This window comes from Pseudoalteromonas amylolytica (assembly GCF_001854605.1).
GTDB lineage: Bacteria > Pseudomonadota > Gammaproteobacteria > Enterobacterales > Alteromonadaceae > Pseudoalteromonas > Pseudoalteromonas amylolytica.
Window position 1 is genome coordinate 309,791 of sequence record NZ_MKJU01000028.1, and the last position, 18,931, is coordinate 328,721.

Genomic DNA, 18,931 nt, shown 5'->3' on the forward strand with positions numbered 1-18,931 from the left:
AAAATGATAGCTTTTATTATGTGAGTTTTTAACCCGTGTAACTGGGCAACGCCCCCCTAACACGGGTATACTTTGCGCTCATTTTACTGAAATAGGCGCGATAATGGACGTTTCTGAATTAATCGATGGCTTAAACGACAAACAACGAGAAGCGGTTGCAGCCCCTCTGAGCAATATGTTGGTTCTGGCAGGCGCTGGGTCAGGAAAAACCCGTGTGCTTGTACATCGCATAGCCTGGTTAATGCAAGTTGAACATGCCTCGCCCTATAGTATTTTTGCCGTAACATTTACCAATAAAGCGGCCAAAGAAATGCGTACGCGCGTTGAAGAAACCTTACGTATGCCCGTCGGTGGCATGTGGATCGGTACATTCCATGGCTTATCTCACCGTATTTTGCGGGCCCATCATCGCGAAGCAAACTTACCTGAAGCGTTTCAGATCCTAGATACCGATGATCAAGTCCGTATGATACGCCGTCTACTCAAAGCGATGAACATTGATGAGAAAAAGTGGCCGCCCAAACAAATTGCTTGGTATATCAGCGCGCGTAAAGATGAGGGACAAAGACCCAAAGACATTCAAGCTTATGATGTCAATGAACAACTGCTGCTGCGCGTTTACACTGCTTATCAAGATGCCTGTGACAGAGCAGGCCTAGTCGACTTTGCTGAAATACTGCTGCGCTGCTATGAATTATTACAACAACACCCAACATTATTGAGACACTACCAGCAACGTTTTCGCCATATGCTCGTTGACGAATTTCAAGATACCAACAGTATTCAATATCAGTGGCTAAAACTGCTAGCAGGGCAAGAAAACAATATGATGATTGTTGGCGATGACGATCAGAGTATTTATGGTTGGCGTGGCGCGAAAATCGAAAATATCAAACGTTTCTTAGAAGACTTTTCGGCAGAAACCATTCGCCTTGAGCAAAACTATCGCTCAACGGCCAACATTCTTAAAGCCTCGAATGCGCTAATTCAAAATAACGCCGAGCGAATGGGCAAAAACCTTTGGACCGATGGCAATCAAGGTGAGCCAATTTCGATTTATGCGGCGTTTAATGAACTCGATGAATCTCGCTTTGTGGTCAGTAAAATTCGCACTTGGCTTAATGCCGGAAATGCACTGCAAGACTGTGCAATTTTGTACCGTAATAACGCGCAATCACGGGTGTTAGAAGAAGCTTTGCTGCAAGAGGGCCTTAAATACCGAATTTACGGCGGTATGCGTTTCTTCGAGCGTCAAGAGATCAAAGATGCGTTGGCGTACCTCAGGCTATTGAGTAACCGTCAGGATGACGCTGCTTTTGAGCGGGTGATCAACACACCTGCTAGAGGGATTGGTGACAAAACACTTAGCCATATTCGCGACTGTGCACGTAATGAGTCGATGCCACTTTGGTACGCTGCCAAAGCCGTACTTGAACAAAAGCATTTAGCGGGTAGAGCCGCCACCGCTGTAGCGCGCTTTATTGAGCTTATTGAGCAACTGGATGACAAAATCACAGAACTGGAACTTTCTGAACAAGCCAAAACAACCATTGAATACTCAGGCTTAATGGCAATGTATCAGGCTGAAAAAGGTGAGAAAGGTCGTGCGCGAGTAGAAAACCTTGAGGAATTGATAAGCGCCTGTGGCCAGTATGAGCCGCCTATTGATGAAGATTTTAGCTCTCCACTGCAGGGCTTTTTGGCCTATACCTCACTAGAATCGGGCGAAGGCCAAGCACAGGAGCATGAAGATGCAGTGCAAATGATGACCCTACACTCAGCAAAAGGTCTGGAGTTTCCGTTAGTCTTTATGGTGGGCGTTGAAGAGGGTATGTTCCCATCGCAGCAAAGCCACGAAGAGTCTGGTCGCTTGGAGGAAGAAAGGCGCTTATGCTATGTTGGCATGACCCGAGCTATGGATAAACTCTACATCAGCCATGCTGAAAGTCGCCGTTTGTACGGACAAGAAAAGCATCATAGCCCTTCTCGCTTCTTACGAGAACTTCCAGAGGAGTGTATCGAAGAGATCCGTATCAAAACCCAAGTATCTCGCCCAGTAAACAGCGGTCGTTTCAGTGCATCCGTTACTCATGCTGCGTTTGAAGACAGTGGCTATAATTTAGGGCAACGTGTATTACATGCAAAGTTTGGGGCGGGCACGGTACTTAATTATGAGGGCAGCGGCGCACAATCTCGTATTCAGGTAAACTTTGATGATGTGGGAAGCAAATGGTTGGTCACCGCCTATGCCCGTTTACAAAGCCTCTGAATTAAAGCCGTTATTTTCCGAGCTGGAAAACAATCAGCACCGTCAGCTATTTTTGATCTGCGGTGCGCACGATTGGGCTGTTGAGCAACTTGGTCGGTTATTCCAGTTATCTGAAGATAGCTTGGTGCTATCTAAACACCAAGGGCTTAGTAACGCTTGCTGGCCTGAGCACCTCCATCAAATCTTAGGACAAGAGTTTGAATTAGCCGTCTACGATGGCTATGCGGGCATTAACCCCAATAAATTGGCAGCGCTTAGCGGCACGGTTAAAGCTGGCGGGCTCATGGTATTACTGCTACCTGAATTGGCAGAACTCGCTAATTGGGTGGATCCTAGCGCCGCTACTTGGTGCTCTTTTGGCTATACCGTCACCGATAGTCCTTTTCTAAAACGCTGGCAAAATAGTCTAACCCATGCGGATATATCCTACTGGTCACAAGTTAATGGCCTGCATCTGTCACTAAATGGTCTAATTCGCCACTCACCAGCTACCTATACTCAGCAACAAGAGGTTGTTTCATCTATCCGGCTTAGCTTAGTAAGCAGCGCGCCCATGCCCGTACTACTAAGCGCTGATCGAGGTCGTGGAAAGTCCGCAGCACTAGGCTTATTGGCAGCCAGTATGGCGCATAAGCAATTCATCATCTGTGCATTACAATATCGCGCGGTTAAAAATAGCTTTAAGCATTTAGCACAAGCATTAGGGCTAACTTATCAAGGACACGAAAAACAATTAGCCAATCTAAAATTTGTGCCACCAGATCAGTTACTTTCGCAAGATTTAGAGGGACAAGTGTTGTTGATTGATGAAGCGGCGTCAATCCCAGTACCAATATTGATAGCTTTGTCTCGCAAAACCAGTCAGTGCGTGTTTTCAAGCACCATTATTGGCTATGAAGGCAATGGACGTGGTTACACTTTGAGATTTCAAAACTACCTCAAGCAACAGTACCCTAATCATGTTTCACTTATCCTACAACACCCTATTCGCTATCAAGACAACGATCCGTTAGAGCGAGTTATCAATCAACTCTTCGCCCTTGATTGTCGGTACCCTATAGTGGAGCACATTGATCAACCCAGTTTTTGTCAGCTTGATAGAACCACCCTCGCTGATGATGAAGCTTTGCTACAACAAGCCTTTGCACTATTGGTATTGGCTCACTACCAAACAACGGTAAACGACCTGCGCCAGCTTCTAGATAGCCCATCTAATGTTATTTTTGCCATACGCAATCAAAAACAGTTGCTAGGTTTGTGTTTAGTCAATCTAGAAGGACAGCTCCCAGATGAATTACACTGTGATATAGCCGCTGGTGTACGTCGTCCTCAAGGCCACCTGTTACCGCAACAACTGTTTTCAGCTCAAGGGGATAACCATTTTCTTAAAGCAAAGTTTGCTCGTGTCGTACGCATCGTCATCACCCCTGAACTCCATCAAAAAGGACTTGGTAGTGACCTGCTGAACTATGCTGAATCACAACTTAGCACTCGGGTTGATTACTTTGGTAGCAGCTTTGGTGCCACTGCACAATTGCTCAACTTTTGGCAGAAAAACAGCTATCAATTAGTTAGATTGGGGTTTAAACAGGATAAGGCGAGCGGTGAATATGCAGCCATGGTTGTGAAAAGTTGCCAAAGTAACCACACCCACATTAATGACCTGAGCGCCCATTTTAGAACCAACTTTAGCTATCAATTACTCAATCATTATCAACGTTTACCTTGGCAACTGGTCAAGCAGATCCTCACAGCCATGCCCAATCAGCCAGTCCCTCCCCCCTTGCAGGCCCAACTCAAATTCTTGGCTACTAGAGGGCAAATGCTTGAGCAAGATAGCGCAACAATTTGGCATATACTGCTACTATCTCCCAAGTTATTACTACATATATCAGATATTTCACAACAATTAGGTATTAGACTACTATTACAAAACAAGACTAAAGCGTGGCTCGCAAGCGATTTAAATTTAACCTCGAGAAAGCAATTTGATCAAGCTCTCAACACTCTGGTGCATGAACTATATGGACAGCTCACTAAGCTACATTAAGGCTCTATTTGCCCTGCTACTACTGGGGGTTAGCGGAGCGAGTATGTCTGAACAAAACACCATTAAGCTTGGCATGTCCATCGCGCTTACGGGGCCTGCTCAAGGCATTGGCAAACAACTGTATGATGGTGCTTTACTCCATTTTAATGCCATCAACAATGAAGGTGGAATTGCGGGCAGACGTATCGAGTTGATAGTCATGGATGATGGCTATGAGCCAAATAGAACCGTCCACAACACACGGCAATTTATCTATACCCATAATGTCGATGTGCTGTTTGGTTTTATGGGTACCCCCACAACCGCTGCAATTCGTCCACTTTTGGAACACAGTAAAGTTCCCTTGCTCATGCCATTTACAGGTGCGGACTTTTTACACCAAGAACCTAAATTCCATGTCTTTAATCTAAGAGCCAGTTATCGTGATGAAGCCAATGAGCACATCAAATTTCTAATAGCCGAAAAAGAGCATCAAAATATCGCTTTGCTCATCCAAGCTGATGAGTTTGGGATCACCGTTGAAAAAAGCCTAACACAGGCACTGGCAAGGCAAGGCCTCAAACCCACCGTTATCTCACGCTTCAAGCGTAACAGCAATGATGTAGAAAAGGCCCATGAACAGATAAAAGAGACCAGTGCCACCGCGGTCATTATGATTGGCACGTACGAGCCCCTTGCCACCTTCATCAGGTTAGCCAATAATGCCAAGCTAGGCCTTGAGTTCACCAGTGTCTCGTTTGTTTCCAGTAAAGAGTTGTTCGCGAGGCTAGAGCCTGGTCAAGCCGTTATGGTCACTGAAGTGGTGCCAGACCCAAATACTTGCCAGGCAAAATTATGTAAACAGTTTCGCCGACGTGTAAAAGCGCACTCTGAGTTGAAGATCGACCATATCCTGTTTGAGGGCTACCTGAATGCGGTAGTTTTTAGTCGTGCTGCCAAACAATGCAAAGCCGACTACTCTCAGCAATGTTTACTCAACAACCTACCTAATGTGTTAGAGCATGATAGTGATTTGAAAACACTTTTTGGACTAACAACTCAACAAAAGAAATTACCTGTGTATCGCTCATATTCACCATAATGTTCTATCCTTAAACAAAACCAATGCGCAAGTTGAGGAAAATATGGATTTAATCAATTTCCGAGTCGGACAAAAAACTATTTCACTGAAGATTCTGGATATTCTGCTCACGGAACGCTACGAAGGAGACTTAACCACTCTGCCCAATGAAAACCCCAGCTTTCTTGGAGTAAAGGACTACATGGGTACACCCACTCCCATTTTCGACTTGGGCATTATTCTCAATAAACAGTCATCTTATGATATTAACAACGCGCTTGTTGAATTACTAAAAAACAGAGAAGAAGAACACAGACAGTGGTTACAAGCACTCGAGCGAAGCGTTATTAAAGGCCAAGACTTCGACAAACCACGAGACCCCAAACAATGTGCTTTCGGCCAATGGTTTTATAGCTTTAAAACAGAAAATGAGGACTTAAAAGCCATTTTAAGTCGCTTTGAAGAGCCACACAATCGACTACACTCGCTGGCTGATAAACTGCTGACGTTATGTGACCAAGATAAAAAGCAGCAAGCTGTTACAATGCTGGAAAGAGAGCGCGCAACCACTTTCATCAAGTTAATGCGCCTATTTGAATCCGCACGCGAGCAAATTAGCCTAGATCACAAGCCCATTATCGTATTTACCACGCAAGATGGTCATAAGCCACATATCGGATTATTGGTTGACCAAGTGGAAGACAACATTCATTGTGAAGAAGATGAAATAAAATCCTTGAGTGAAATTACCAATATCGGCTTTGAAATCGACCCACAAACCAAAAAGATGATGCAAGGGCTCATTAAGCGTGGCAACACACACAGCGTACTGATAGATCCCAGTTCGATTTTCCGCCCCGAGCACCTGCAAGGGTATGAGCCCGAAGAAACAGAAAGCTACGGACTCTTTTAACAAAGACATAAAAAAACGCCGCTATGTAGCGGCGTTTTTTATTCAACAATCGAAATTAATCTTTTGCTTGACGGCTAGCGCGCTTACGCTCGCTTTCCGTTAGTAACTTCTTACGAATACGAATATTCTCAGGCGTTACTTCAACTAGCTCATCATCATCAATGAACTCAAGTGCTTGCTCAAGTGACATCTTGATAGGTGGCACAAGTGTCTGCGCTTCATCAGTACCTGATGCACGCACGTTCGTTAGCTGCTTGCCTTTAAGTGCATTAACAGTTAGGTCGTTATCACGGCTATGAATACCGATGATCATCCCTTCGTAAACTTCAACACCGTGACCGATGAACAATTTGCCACGTTCTTGTAGGTTAAATAGTGCGTTAGTTAGAGCCTTACCAGTCGCGTTGGCAATTAATACACCGTTCTTACGTTTACCGATTGAACCACCTTTGTGCGGACCGTAATGATCAAACGTGTGGTACATGAGGCCTGAACCTGATGTCAAGGTCATGAAATCAGTTTGGAAACCGATCAAGCCACGGCTTGGCATGACAAAGTCTAAACGTACACGACCCTTACCATCTGGCGCCATGTCTGTCATCTCAGCCTTACGCAGACCAAGTTGCTCCATGATAGAACCTTGGTGCTCTTCTTGAACGTCAACCGTTACCGTTTCAAACGGTTCTTCTAACTGACCATCTACTTCACGTAGGATTACTTCAGGACGTGATACCGCTAACTCGTAGCCTTCACGACGCATGTTTTCAATCAAAATACCTAAGTGTAATTCACCACGACCAGAAACACGGAAGCTATCAGGGTTATCAGTCTCTTCAACACGTAATGCAACGTTATGTACTAGCTCGTTTTGTAGACGTTCAAGGATGTTACGAGAAGTCACGAATTTACCTTCTTGACCCGCAAACGGTGAAGTATTAACAGAGAAAGTCATGGTTACTGTTGGTTCATCAACAGACAGCGCCGGTAGGGCTTCAACCGCGTTCACATCACATACTGTGTCAGAGATCTTCAGCTCACCTAAGCCTGTGATGGCAATAATGTCACCAGCTTGTGCTTCTTGTGCTTCATGGCGGTCAAGACCTAAGTAAGTTAGTACCTGGCCAACTTTACCATTACGCTTGCTGCCGTCTGCACCCACAATAGTCACTTGCTGATTTACTTTAACCGTACCACGCTTGATACGACCTACACCGATTACACCAATATATGAGTTGTAATCTAATTGAGAGATCTGCATCTGGAAGCCACCAGCAGGGTCTGCATCTGGTGCAGCAACCTGCTCTACGATTGCTTCAAACATCGGTTGCATGTTGTCAGACGGAGTATCTAAATCAAGTGTTGCCCAGCCATTGATTGCTGATGCATAAATAACTTGGAAATCTAGCTGTTCATCTGTTGCACCTAGGTTGTCAAACAGGTCGAAAACCTGATCCATTACCCAATCAGGACGTGCGCCTGGCTTGTCGATTTTGTTGATAACAACGATAGGCTTTAGTCCCAACGCGAATGCTTTTTGCGTTACGAAACGCGTTTGTGGCATTGGGCCTTCTTGTGCATCAACCAGTAGTAATACTGAGTCAACCATTGACAGAACGCGCTCTACTTCACCACCGAAGTCGGCGTGTCCTGGAGTGTCAACGATATTAATGTGGTAGTCATTCCACTCAATCGCTGTATTTTTAGCTAGGATAGTGATACCGCGCTCTTTCTCGATATCGTTTGAATCCATTACACGTTCTTCGTTACCGCCGCGTGTTTCTAGTGTACCAGATTGCTCTAGTAGCTTATCAACTAGGGTGGTTTTACCGTGGTCTACGTGGGCGATAATCGCGATATTACGTAATTTTTCAATACTCATGTCTATAACTCAGATAATTACTCGAAAGAGTGGGTTAATCCTGTGCACCAAATTGCACAAAACAGTCCATAAAAGTAGACCGCCAGGATTTAAAGTGGCGTATTATCCCCTAATAACGCGGTAGATGAAAGTTTATGCAGCATTATTTTTTAATCACTAAGCATAAATTGTGTACTTTATGGCCGATATTCAGTTTAGCATAGCCTAAATTTAACGTAGCCGAAGCGTATAAATAGGCATTTCTGGTACTAATAAATAGCAACAATAAAGCTCGAAGATGTAAAAGTGATGACAAGCGTAAACTCTCAACAAATGGGCAAGTGTAAGCTGGGAATATAGTCAAGTTGCACTATACTCACCATGCACCAACCCTGTGCATTTGTGGATCATTTTGGTGCATAACTACGATACACTCTGGTGCATCAAAACAAGAAACACTTAATAATCATGAAGTTGAAAAAATGGCACAAATTAAGCTTACAAACAGCGCAATCGCATTAGAATGCAGCAAGCTTAAAAAACCCAACGAGTCGGAGGACACATGTCACAATCGGTTTTAGATTTTATCAAAGAAAATGACGTTAAATTCGTAGATTTACGTTTTACTGATACAAAAGGTAAAGAGCAACACGTTTCTATCCCACATCACCAAGCCGATGAAGACTTCTTCGAAGATGGTAAAATGTTTGATGGTTCTTCAATCGCAGGTTGGAAAGGCATCAACGAATCTGACATGGTATTAATGCCAGATCCTGCATCAGCAAAGCTAGACCCGTTTGCAGAAGAAACAACACTTATCGTTCGCTGCGACGTAGTAGAACCAAACACACACCAAGGCTATGAGCGTGACCCTCGCTCTGTTGCTAAGCGTGCAGAAGAGTACATGCGTTCAACTGGTATTGCTGACACCGTATTGTTCGGTCCAGAACCAGAATTCTTCCTATTTGACGATGTTAAATATAAAACAGATATGTCAGGTTCGATGTATAAAATCGACGCACAAGAAGCATCTTGGAACTCTGATAAAGACTACGAAGGCGGTAACACAGGTCACCGTCCGGGCGTAAAAGGTGGTTATTTCCCTGTTGCTCCTGTTGATTCATCACAAGACTGGCGTTCAGCTACATGTCTAGTACTTGAAGAGCTAGGTCACGTTGTAGAAGCACACCACCATGAAGTAGCAACAGCAGGTCAAAATGAGATCGCAACACGCTTCAACACGATGGTAATTAAGGCTGACGAAATTCAGGAAATGAAGTACGTTATCCATAACATGGCTCACCTATATGGCAAAACAGCAACCTTCATGCCTAAGCCAATCGTAGGTGATAACGGTTCTGGTATGCACTGTCACCAATCTCTTGCTAAAGATGGCAAAAACATCTTCGCTGGCGACAAGTACGGCGGTCTTTCTGAAGATGCTCTTTACTACATCGGTGGTATCATCAAACACGCTAAAGCAATCAACGCATTTGCAAACGCATCTACCAACTCTTATAAGCGTTTGGTACCAGGCTTCGAAGCACCAGTAATGCTTGCTTACTCAGCTCGTAACCGTTCTGCTTCAATCCGTATCCCAGTTGTACCGTCAGAAAAAGCTCGTCGTATCGAAGTACGTTTCCCTGACCCTACAGCTAACCCATACCTTGCGTTCTCAGCAATGCTTATGGCTGGCCTTGACGGCATTAAGAACAAGATCCACCCTGGCGACGCAATGGACAAAGACTTATACGATCTACCTGCTGAAGAAGCAGCAGAGATCCCAACCGTTGCAGCTTCATTAGATGAAGCATTAGCAAGCCTTGATGCTGATCGTGAGTTCTTAACTCAAGGTGGCGTTTTCACTGACGACTTAATCGATGCTTACATCTCACTTAAGTCAAAAGAAGTGGAAAAACTGAACATGACAACTCACCCAGTTGAGTTTGAAATGTACTACAGCGTTTAATCGCGCAATTAAATCATATGTGTTCTCAAGCCCGCTTTAGCGGGCTTTTTTAATGGTAAATCTATCTGTTTCATACTAGAGTATTACCAAGCGAGTCGAGAGTGTGAGGCCTGATTAATGATACGAATTTTGTTGGTATTCAGTATGATACTGACGTTCTGCGCAACGGCTTCACAACCACAGGTTTACCGCTGGAAAGACGAAAATGGCAACTGGGTATTTTCTGATGTTCCCCGCGCAGGCTCAGAAAAAATCAGTTTAAATAAACCCCTTAGTATGCCAACGACCGACACCTCAATTCTTAAACCCAAAAAAGTGAACAAAGCGGTGCAATACGAGCTGAGAATTTCCTCCCCAGGGCATCAACAAACCATCAGAGAAAACACTGGCACCGTGTATGTAAGCGGACAAGTCAAACCTGTTTTTAGCAAAGGCTTAACCGTACAACTATCACTCAACGGCCAATTGGTGAGTGACAAGCAAACCAACACCACTTTTGCGTTACACAATTTAGAGCGTGGCGAGCACCATTTGGTTATGTATCTGTTTGATGAGCACGGTACGAGAATTGCAACCAGCCCACAAAGTACATTTTATTTGCACAAAACCAGCCGTATCAACCCATAGCCCAATCAAATGGCGCATGTTATAGTGCACCAAATTGGTGCAAAAGACTCTACAGGTGACCCAACATGGTACAAAGTACCCACCCTATGCTGAGTGCCCTATGGCATAATCTATCCACATGTGTATTAGTGTTAGATAAAGAGTTTGTGATCCATTATGCCAATAACAGCAGTAGTGAGTTATTCGGATTGGGTCTTAAACGGTTAATAGGCCAACCTATTAACGACATCTTTAGCCACCATCATATTGACTTTGAACGTCTCTCTCAATACGCACTCAACGATGGGGTTGATTGCCAGCAACACAGGGTAGACGTGGTGTTCGTGGATAATCGAGCTGCCACAATCAACCTGCACGCAAGACGCATCAACCACCAACAACAAACCTTTATTTTACTTGAGTGTCGTCGTATCGATGATGAAGTTCGTTTTGATCAAGCCTCCAACCAAATGCATCAATACCAAGCGGCACGAACACTGATAAGAGGTTTGGCACACGAAATTAAAAATCCTTTAGGTGGAATTAGAGGAGCGGCGCAATTATTGCAGTACGAGACCTGTCAGCAAGAACGCGATCAATGTGCACAGTTGATCATAGAACAAGCGGACAGATTAACCGAGTTAGTGGACAGGCTGCTTGGGCCCAATCAATTGCCCAAAAAAGCGCCGTGCAACATTCACCAAACGCTCGAGTCCGTTATTAAGTTGAGTATGTTGGACAACGCCAGTCAAATAACATTATTAAAAGACTATGACCCAAGCATACCCGATATTGTGATCGACCAAGCGAAAATACAACAAGTTGTGCTAAACATCGTGAGAAATGCTCAACAAGCGCTAGAAAGTGCAGGCACCATCACCTTAACGACGCGGATTAAGCACCGCATGAGGCGTGGTGAGCGCTTGATGAAAAAAGCATTGTTGGTAAAAATTTCGGATGATGGACCGGGTATCGCCGAAGAGCTAAAGGATACCTTATTCTATCCCATGATCACCAACAAGGAAGGTGGCTCTGGGTTGGGTTTATCCATTGCACAAACTATTGTTGAGCAACATGGTGGCATGATCGACTGTGACAGCTGGCCCGGACATACAGAATTTAATATTTACTTGCCGTTTGACGACGACGGCACGGGGAGCAAGTAATGAAAACAGTTTGGCTCGTGGATGATGATGCTTCAATCCGCTTTGTTTTAGACAAGGCACTATCTCGCGCAGGGTTTAACACCGAAAGTTTCGCCAACGGCCAAGATGTATTAACAGCCTTACAATACAGCCAACCCGCTGTGTTGATTTCTGATGTCAGAATGCCAGGGCTAGATGGCATGGCATTGCTAGAAGAGATTGTCACACAATATCCAAGTCTGCCTGTGATCATCATGACCGCGCATTCCGATTTGGACTCCGCTGTAAATGCATTTCAAAAAGGTGCGTTCGAATATCTTGCTAAACCCTTCGATTTAAACGAAGCCACATCATTAGTTGAACGAGCCTATCAAGCCAGCCAGCAAGCACGTAAAACCAAACGCCAAACCCAAGAGCAAAAGCACCCAGACATTATTGGTGAAGCGCCTGCTATGCAGGAGGTTTTTAGAGCGATAGGCAAGCTCTCTGCATCTAGCATGAGCGTGTTAATTAATGGCGAATCAGGCACTGGTAAAGAGTTAGTGGCAGGTGCCCTGCACAATCACAGCCCTAGAAAAGAGAAAGAGTTTATTGCGCTCAACATGGCTGCGATTCCAAAAGACTTAGTGGAGTCTGAGCTATTTGGGCATGAAAAAGGGGCGTTTACTGGTGCCGATAGCACACGTAGAGGGCGCTTCGAGCAAGCGAATGGCGGTACCCTCTTTTTAGATGAAATTGGTGATATGCCATTGGATGTGCAAACTCGCTTGCTGCGGGTGCTAGCAGACGGTGAATTTTACCGAGTGGGCGGCCATCAAAGTGTTAAAGTCGATGTGCGTATCATTGCAGCCACGCATCAGGACTTAGAGCAGTTGGTAAAAAAAGGCCAATTTCGAGAAGATTTATTCCATCGTCTCAATGTGGTGCGCTTAAAGCTACCTGCGCTTAGAGAACGCCCTGAGGACATTGCCAAGCTCGCTCAGCACTTTTTAGGCCGCAGTGCCAAAGAACTGCAAGTGGAATGTAAGGTCCTCAACGACGAGGCTATTGATGTAATGCGGCTATATCACTGGCCCGGCAACGTGCGCCAACTCGAAAACACCTGTAGATGGCTGACCGTAATGGCACCTGGCGACCTGATTGGCGCACATGACTTGCCCGATGAGCTCAATCATAAGGCTATCACCGATGAAGCAACAGGCGACTGGTTAGATGCCTTTCAACTTTGGTTAAATCAAGAACTCAAACAGGGTAAGGAAAATATCTGGCCTGCGGTACAAGCGCAACTAGAAGTACGCTTGATAAAGACTGCACTCAGTGCGTGTCATGGACATAAACAAGACGCCGCGTTAAAAATTGGTTGGGGTCGCAATACCCTGACAAGAAAGCTCAAAGAAAGAAATATTCAAGAGTAAGGCTCGATAGGCTGGTGCCTTTGTGCCAGTCTAAGTATTCACCTTTTGAAGCCTTCACACACTATCCACATGCAGCTCTCAGTCACAGACGGGATCTGCCAGCGGTTATCCTTAGTATCAACTCCATAAAATTTCATTGACCCTATTTGCAAAAGCCGCCACTATTTAGTGATAAACCATAAGGCGACTGAAACCAATGAAATTACTTGAAAATGTGCCTCTTATAAAACAATTGGAGATCATTAATCGGCTCGATTTTTTCAAAGACTTTAGCATTGCCGAGCGACAAATATTATTGGAGTCTTTTGGTCGGCTTTACTTGGTGAACGCCAACCGCCACGCTTTCAAGCGCTTTGAACTAGATAACCGCCTATTCATTGTACTCAGTGGAGAGCTGGTGATTTTTAAAAGTAGTCAGCTTCATGAGCTAGGTCGGATCAGGCCTGGGGAGTTTATCGGTGAAGGGGCTTTTATTTGTCATCGCGAGCACTCCACCAGTGCAAAAGCCGTTAAAGACAGTATTTTACTGGCCATCACACCCGATGCCATGACCCGCCTACCCTCTGTAATAAGAGAAAAAGTCAAAGACCAAATTATTGAAGGGATGAGTGTTAGAATTAACACTCTCAGCAGCTTTATTGAAGATAATATGTGATAAAGCAAAACATTAGGCAATTTTCGCTGATATTATGAATAAGTGATGGGATGTGAAATCTAGTGGCATTAAATGAAGTGTATAGGTTACGAACCCTCATAAAAACGGTTATATCGTAAAGGTCGAATCTATATTCGACCTTTACTTTCATTGCTATTAAGAGTTACTTTGCGAATAACTGCTCGAATGCATTGAATAATTTTTCTAGCTCTTCGATAGTGTTGTAATGCATACAACCAATGCGCACGACGCCGCCTTTGTCCATGACACCGAGTTGTTCACATAAGCCCTGTGCATAGAAATTGCCATCCCATACGCACATGTGTTGCTTACCCAAAAACTCAGACACCGCTCGCGGCTCAATGTCTTTGAACGTCAAAGCGAAGGTCGGTGTGCGCTCAGCTAGGCGTGCTTTATCAGCGATACCAAATAACGAAATCTGTGGGAATTCTGCCAGTCGCGTTAAAAAGTAATCGCTGAGCGCCATTTCATGCTGTTTGGTTTTAGCAAACGCCTCCGCCAAACGTTCGCGACGTGGCGTATCTTCGCTCATCCCACTGAGTGAAGCGATATAGTCAATGGCCGCAACGACCCCGGCTAGACCTTCAAAGCTTTGTGTGCCTGTCTCCCAGCGACCTGGGATCACATCCTTAGCAGGCTCTACTTTGTAAGGCGTAAACCCTTCTAAATGTTCGCGCTTCCCGTAGACAATACCGACATGTGGACCAAAGAATTTGTAAGCCGAGCAAGCTAAAAAGTCACACTCTAGTGCTTGAACATCAACCAACTCATGTGGCGCATAATGTACCGCATCAACATAAACCAACGCACCAACTTGGTGCGCAAGCTCAACAATCTGCTTAATGTCGTTTATTGAGCCTGTAGTGTTAGAGGCATACGTCACAGCAACGAGCTTAGTGTTTTCGTTTAGCAGGCTTTTGTAATGTTCAAGATCAAGCGTGCAGTCATCTTCATTGATGCGCACGGCATTCACTGTCGCACCTTTATCTTCGGCCGCTAAGCGCCAAGAAGACACGTTAGAATAGTGATCTGCGTTAGTCACAATCACTTCGTCACCAGCTTGCCATTGGCGAGAAATAGCACGACTAAAACTAAAAGTCAGGCTGGTCATGTTGGCACCAAACACGATTTGCTCTTTGCTTGGTGCATTAAGTAAATCAGCAACAGCTTGGCGAGCGGTGTCCATCAAAGTAACGGTTTTCTCACTTGAGAAAAATGCGCCGCCCAAGTTGGAGTTAAAATAACCTAAATATGCCGACATGGCGCTGAGCACCGATTGAGGCACTTGTGAGCCACCTGGACCGTCTAAGAAGATGGGTGATTGGCCGTTAACCTGTTGCATAAGCGCAGGAAACTGACGACGAAGTTGAGTAAGTTCCATGCTCTGTCCTACGCTGTAAATACGAAACAGTCTAAATAGCCAACTTGGTCGGCATCAAGCTTATTCATTGGGGTTGCGTTGTGCCATACCTGACGGTCGTTGATCAGCGCAAACAAACCGTCTTTGATCTCCATTTTAAAACATGGCTCTGATTCTTTATTCTCATAAACAAGCAGCTCACCACCGGCAATATTTTCATGAGAAACACCACAGACACACACGTGGTCGAAGCCGTCTTGATGAATACCTTCCGGTGCCGGTGGTGTATCAGACTCAATCGCCAGCATACGGAATTGATGCACTTCAATATCGCGCTCATCATCAATGCCGGTCATCTGTTTAAACTCACGCAGCAGATGTTTAAAGCCATCACAGTTGATTAAACTCGTTTCTAGGTTTTCATATACGCGCTCAACATTACCTTGGAAGGTGTTTATTGAGTCATCCTGAACAAATGCTTTGGTTGGCTGTAAGCTCACGGCATCATCGGCAAACTTAAGCACCGAATAACGACGTTTACGAAATGCACCATCTGCATAAGGGTTGTCGGGAAGTTGATCAAATGAGGGCTTAACTGCTTCGATATGCGCCTGTTGGATAAAACGCAGTTGAAGCAGATTCTGGTTGTTTACTGCTGTCATTTTGCTGTCGCCTATTAGTGTGAAATTAGCGACAATTCTAATCGAAAATAAAATAAATTCTGTTTAATTTACCCAGTATTTGGCATCGATATTGGATTAACCATCCTTATAAACAATTAAAACTGGCTATTTAATTTAAGTTTTCCAGCACAAAATTCAACCTAAACTCAGACCAAAAAAAGCCGGTGTTAACACCGGCTTTTTTAGCAATGACTGTGATTAAACAGCTTGCTGAATGATTACGCCATCAGCTTTTTTCGTATACTGAGGCATCTTGTGGAAGTTCAAGTAACGGTATGTATCAGCCGCTGTTGCATTGATCTTCGCTGCGTACTCTTGATACTCAGCTGGAGTCGGTAATTTACCTATGATTGCAGCAACTGCTGCAAGCTCTGCTGACGCTAAGAATACATTTGCACCAGTACCTAAACGGTTCGGGAAGTTACGAGTAGAGGTAGACACTACCGTTGCTTTGTCAGCAACACGTGCTTGGTTACCCATACACAATGAACATCCTGGCGTTTCAATACGCGCACCAACACGGCCGAAGATCCCGTAGTAACCTTCGTCAGTTAGTTGGTCTTTATCCATCTTAGTTGGTGGAGCGACCCAAAGCTGTGTTGGGATACGACCTGTGTAACCGTCTAATAATTTACCAGCGGCACGGAAGTGACCAATGTTTGTCATACAAGAACCGATGAATACTTCATCGATCTTCTCACCTGTTACATCAGAAAGAAGACGTGCATCATCAGGGTCATTCGGCGCACATAAGATTGGCTCTTTGATTTCGCTAAGGTCGATTTCTAGTACATGCTTGTACTCAGCATCTTTGTCAGCTTCCATCAGTTCTGGGTTTGCTAGCCACTCTTGCATTGCGGTGATACGACGCTCAATGGTACGTACATCGCCGTAACCTTCAGAGATCATCCACTTAAGCATCACAATGTTTGACTCAAGATACTCAGCAATTGACTCTTTAGATAGCTTAACAGTACAACCTGCCGCAGAACGCTCTGCCGATGCGTCTGATAGTTCGAACGCTTGCTCAACGGTTAAGTGCTCAACACCTTCGATTTCAAGTACGCGGCCAGAAAACTCGTTGATCTTACCTTTCTTCTCAACAGTCAATAGACCTTCTTTGATACCGTAGTAAGGGATAGCATGTACTAGGTCACGTAATGTGATACCCGGTTGCATTTCACCTTTAAAACGAACCAAGATTGATTCTGGCATATCCAATGGCATAACACCTGTTGCTGCCGCAAAAGCAACTGCACCAGAGCCCGCAGGGAATGAAATACCTAGAGGGAAACGTGTATGCGAGTCACCACCAGTACCTACTGTATCTGGTAACAACATACGGTTTAACCAAGAGTGGATTACACCGTCACCTGGGCGAAGTGATACACCGCCACGGTTCATGATGAAATCAGGGAGTGTGTGGTGTGTGTTTACGTCAATTGGCTTAGGATAAGCTGATGTGTGACAGAATGACTGCATCGTTAAATCAGCTGAGAAACCTAGACATGCTAAGTCTTTAAGCTCGTCACGTGTCATTGGGCCTGTCGTATCCTGAGAACCAACAGTCGTCATCTTAGGCTCACAGTATTGACCTGGACGAACACCCGGCATGTTACATGCCTTACCAACCATCTTCTGAGCAAGCGTGAAGCCTTTGCCTGAATCAGTCACTAGTGCTGGCTTGCGGAAAATATCTTCAGCTTCTAAGCCAAGAGATTTACGCGCTTTATCTGTTAAACCACGACCGATGATCAATGGAATACGACCGCCTGCACGCACTTCGTCAAGAATTACATCTGACTTAAGTGTGAACGTAGAGATAACTTCATCTGTACCGTGACGCTTAACCACACCTTCGTATGGATAGATGTCAATTTGGTCACCCATGTTGAATTCATCAACATTTAGCTCGATTGGTAATGCGCCAGAGTCTTCCATAGTGTTGAAGAAGATAGGTGCGATTTTACCGCCTAGACAAACACCACCAACGCGTTTATTTGGTACGAACGGGATATCATCACCCATGAACCAAAGTACCGAGTTAGTCGCTGATTTACGAGAAGAACCAGTACCTACAACATCACCAACGTACGCCAATGGTAAGCCTTTTGTTTTTAATTCTTCAAGTTGTGAGATTGGACCAATTTCACCGTCTTTCTCTGGGTTGATACCATCACGCGCGTTTTTCAGCATGGCTAATGCGTGTAGCGGGATATCAGGACGTGACCAAGCATCTGGTGCTGGTGACAAATCATCAGTGTTTGTTTCGCCTGTTACTTTAAATACAGTCACAGAGATTTTCTCAGCAACTGCTGGCTTGTTAAGGAACCACTCAGCTTTCGCCCATGATTCAATAACTTGCTTAGCAAATTCGTTACCTGCTTTCGCTTTTTCTTCTACGTCATAAAACGCATCGAACATTAATAATGTGTTTGAAAGACCTTTAACAACGATAGGCGCAAGCGCTTCGTCATCAAGTAAGTCAATCATAGGTGCGATGTTGTAACCACCTAGCATAGTACCTAGCAATTCTGCTGCGTATTCTTTGCTCACAAGTGGTGATGTCGCTTCACCTTTAGCCACTGCCGCTAAAAAACCCGCCTTGATATAAGCGGCATCGTCCACACCTGGTGGTACACGGTTAACTAAAAGGTCTAGGATAAATTCTTCTTCACCTGCTACTGGTGATTTTACTAATTCAATAAGGTCTGCAGTTTGTTGTGCGTCTAACGGCTTAGGTACGATCCCTTGCTCTGCGCGCTCTTCTACATGTTTACGATATTCTTGAAGCACAATTTTGCCCTCTTGGTGACGTGAATCGTCTAGTCTATGTGATTGTTCATACAGACAAGACCGATAAATTCTGGTGGTTAATTATAAGGCCTTTGAGTATAGATGAAAATCTTGCAACTGAAACTGGCGCT

At 44.7% G+C, this 18,931-nt stretch carries 13 protein-coding genes; 9 read left to right on the forward strand and 4 right to left on the reverse strand.

Features of this window, described 5'->3' with window-relative positions; translation table 11 throughout:
* Positions 1-103: 103 nt before the first annotated feature.
* From uvrD to BET10_RS15110, 4 genes are read left to right on the forward strand one after another with little or no spacing between them, the layout of a single operon-like run.
* The gene (gene uvrD, locus BET10_RS15095; protein WP_070986421.1) at positions 104-2,269 is read left to right on the forward strand and encodes a DNA helicase II; all 2,166 of its coding nucleotides are present in this window, start codon (positions 104-106) and stop codon (positions 2,267-2,269) included.
* Positions 2,214-4,319 carry a tRNA(Met) cytidine acetyltransferase TmcA domain-containing protein gene (locus BET10_RS15100; protein WP_083330569.1) on the forward strand — a complete coding sequence of 702 codons (2,106 nt, stop codon included), beginning with the start codon at positions 2,214-2,216 and terminating at the stop codon, positions 4,317-4,319. The genes uvrD and BET10_RS15100 overlap by 56 nt, the downstream gene beginning before the upstream one ends.
* A 43-nt stretch (positions 4,320-4,362) precedes the next feature.
* Entirely contained in the window at positions 4,363-5,400 is a 1,038-nt protein-coding gene (locus BET10_RS15105) for an ABC transporter substrate-binding protein (RefSeq protein ID WP_240503706.1), read from the forward strand.
* Between the two features lie 43 nt (positions 5,401-5,443).
* A complete protein-coding gene (locus BET10_RS15110; protein WP_070986422.1) occupies positions 5,444-6,292 on the forward strand; it encodes a CZB domain-containing protein in 849 nt (282 codons plus the stop codon).
* Positions 6,293-6,347: 55 nt separating this feature from the next.
* Here the strand turns inward: BET10_RS15110 and typA are convergent, their stop codons facing one another.
* Positions 6,348-8,171, reverse strand: a complete 1,824-nt coding sequence (gene typA / locus BET10_RS15115) for a translational GTPase TypA (protein ID WP_070986423.1) — start codon at positions 8,169-8,171, stop codon at positions 6,348-6,350.
* Positions 8,172-8,712: 541 nt separating this feature from the next.
* On the opposite strand from typA, the gene glnA reads away from it, so the two are divergent.
* The 5 genes from glnA to BET10_RS15140 all read left to right on the forward strand — a co-directional run bounded on the left by glnA (position 8,713) and on the right by BET10_RS15140 (position 13,940).
* The gene (gene glnA, locus BET10_RS15120; protein WP_070986424.1) at positions 8,713-10,119 is read left to right on the forward strand and encodes a glutamate--ammonia ligase; all 1,407 of its coding nucleotides are present in this window, start codon (positions 8,713-8,715) and stop codon (positions 10,117-10,119) included.
* 117 nt (positions 10,120-10,236) lie between these two features.
* The gene (locus BET10_RS15125) at positions 10,237-10,746 is read left to right on the forward strand and encodes a DUF4124 domain-containing protein (protein ID WP_070986425.1); all 510 of its coding nucleotides are present in this window, start codon (positions 10,237-10,239) and stop codon (positions 10,744-10,746) included.
* 65 nt (positions 10,747-10,811) lie between these two features.
* A complete protein-coding gene (gene glnL, locus BET10_RS15130) occupies positions 10,812-11,891 on the forward strand; it encodes a nitrogen regulation protein NR(II) (protein WP_070986426.1) in 1,080 nt (359 codons plus the stop codon).
* On the forward strand, positions 11,891-13,285 hold the full coding sequence (gene ntrC / locus BET10_RS15135) for a nitrogen regulation protein NR(I) (RefSeq protein ID WP_070986427.1): 1,395 nt from the start codon (positions 11,891-11,893) through the stop codon (positions 13,283-13,285). Before glnL ends, ntrC begins: the two co-directional genes overlap by 1 nt.
* Before the next feature lie 196 nt (positions 13,286-13,481).
* Complete coding sequence (locus tag BET10_RS15140) at positions 13,482-13,940, forward strand: cyclic nucleotide-binding domain-containing protein (protein ID WP_070986428.1); 459 nt, start codon at positions 13,482-13,484, stop codon at positions 13,938-13,940.
* A 163-nt stretch (positions 13,941-14,103) separates the two neighbouring features.
* On the opposite strand, the gene BET10_RS15145 is transcribed toward BET10_RS15140, so the two are convergent.
* The 3 genes from BET10_RS15145 to acnB all read right to left on the reverse strand — a co-directional run bounded on the left by BET10_RS15145 (position 14,104) and on the right by acnB (position 18,800).
* Positions 14,104-15,342 (reverse strand): cysteine desulfurase-like protein, encoded by a 1,239-nt coding sequence (locus tag BET10_RS15145; protein WP_070986429.1) that lies wholly within the window; start codon positions 15,340-15,342, stop codon positions 14,104-14,106.
* A gap of 8 nt (positions 15,343-15,350) precedes the next feature.
* Complete coding sequence (locus tag BET10_RS15150) at positions 15,351-15,983, reverse strand: 2OG-Fe dioxygenase family protein (RefSeq protein WP_070986430.1); 633 nt, start codon at positions 15,981-15,983, stop codon at positions 15,351-15,353.
* Positions 15,984-16,202: 219 nt separating this feature from the next.
* Positions 16,203-18,800, reverse strand: a complete 2,598-nt coding sequence (gene acnB, locus BET10_RS15155; RefSeq protein ID WP_070986431.1) for a bifunctional aconitate hydratase 2/2-methylisocitrate dehydratase — start codon at positions 18,798-18,800, stop codon at positions 16,203-16,205.
* Between the last annotated feature and the right edge of the window lie 131 nt (positions 18,801-18,931).

Excerpts from the sequence above, each read along its gene's own strand:
- uvrD (WP_070986421.1), top strand. The coding sequence starts at position 104 with ATGGACGTTTCTGAATTAATCGATGGCTTAAACGACAAACAACGAGAA.
- BET10_RS15100 (WP_083330569.1), top strand. The coding sequence starts at position 2,214 with ATGATGTGGGAAGCAAATGGTTGGTCACCGCCTATGCCCGTTTACAAA.
- BET10_RS15105 (WP_240503706.1), top strand. The coding sequence starts at position 4,363 with ATGTCTGAACAAAACACCATTAAGCTTGGCATGTCCATCGCGCTTACG.
- BET10_RS15110 (WP_070986422.1), top strand. The coding sequence starts at position 5,444 with ATGGATTTAATCAATTTCCGAGTCGGACAAAAAACTATTTCACTGAAG.
- typA (WP_070986423.1), bottom strand. The coding sequence starts at position 8,171 with ATGAGTATTGAAAAATTACGTAATATCGCGATTATCGCCCACGTAGAC.
- glnA (WP_070986424.1), top strand. The coding sequence starts at position 8,713 with ATGTCACAATCGGTTTTAGATTTTATCAAAGAAAATGACGTTAAATTC.
- BET10_RS15125 (WP_070986425.1), top strand. The coding sequence starts at position 10,237 with ATGATACGAATTTTGTTGGTATTCAGTATGATACTGACGTTCTGCGCA.
- glnL (WP_070986426.1), top strand. The coding sequence starts at position 10,812 with ATGGTACAAAGTACCCACCCTATGCTGAGTGCCCTATGGCATAATCTA.
- ntrC (WP_070986427.1), top strand. The coding sequence starts at position 11,891 with ATGAAAACAGTTTGGCTCGTGGATGATGATGCTTCAATCCGCTTTGTT.
- BET10_RS15140 (WP_070986428.1), top strand. The coding sequence starts at position 13,482 with ATGAAATTACTTGAAAATGTGCCTCTTATAAAACAATTGGAGATCATT.
- BET10_RS15145 (WP_070986429.1), bottom strand. The coding sequence starts at position 15,342 with ATGGAACTTACTCAACTTCGTCGTCAGTTTCCTGCGCTTATGCAACAG.
- BET10_RS15150 (WP_070986430.1), bottom strand. The coding sequence starts at position 15,983 with ATGACAGCAGTAAACAACCAGAATCTGCTTCAACTGCGTTTTATCCAA.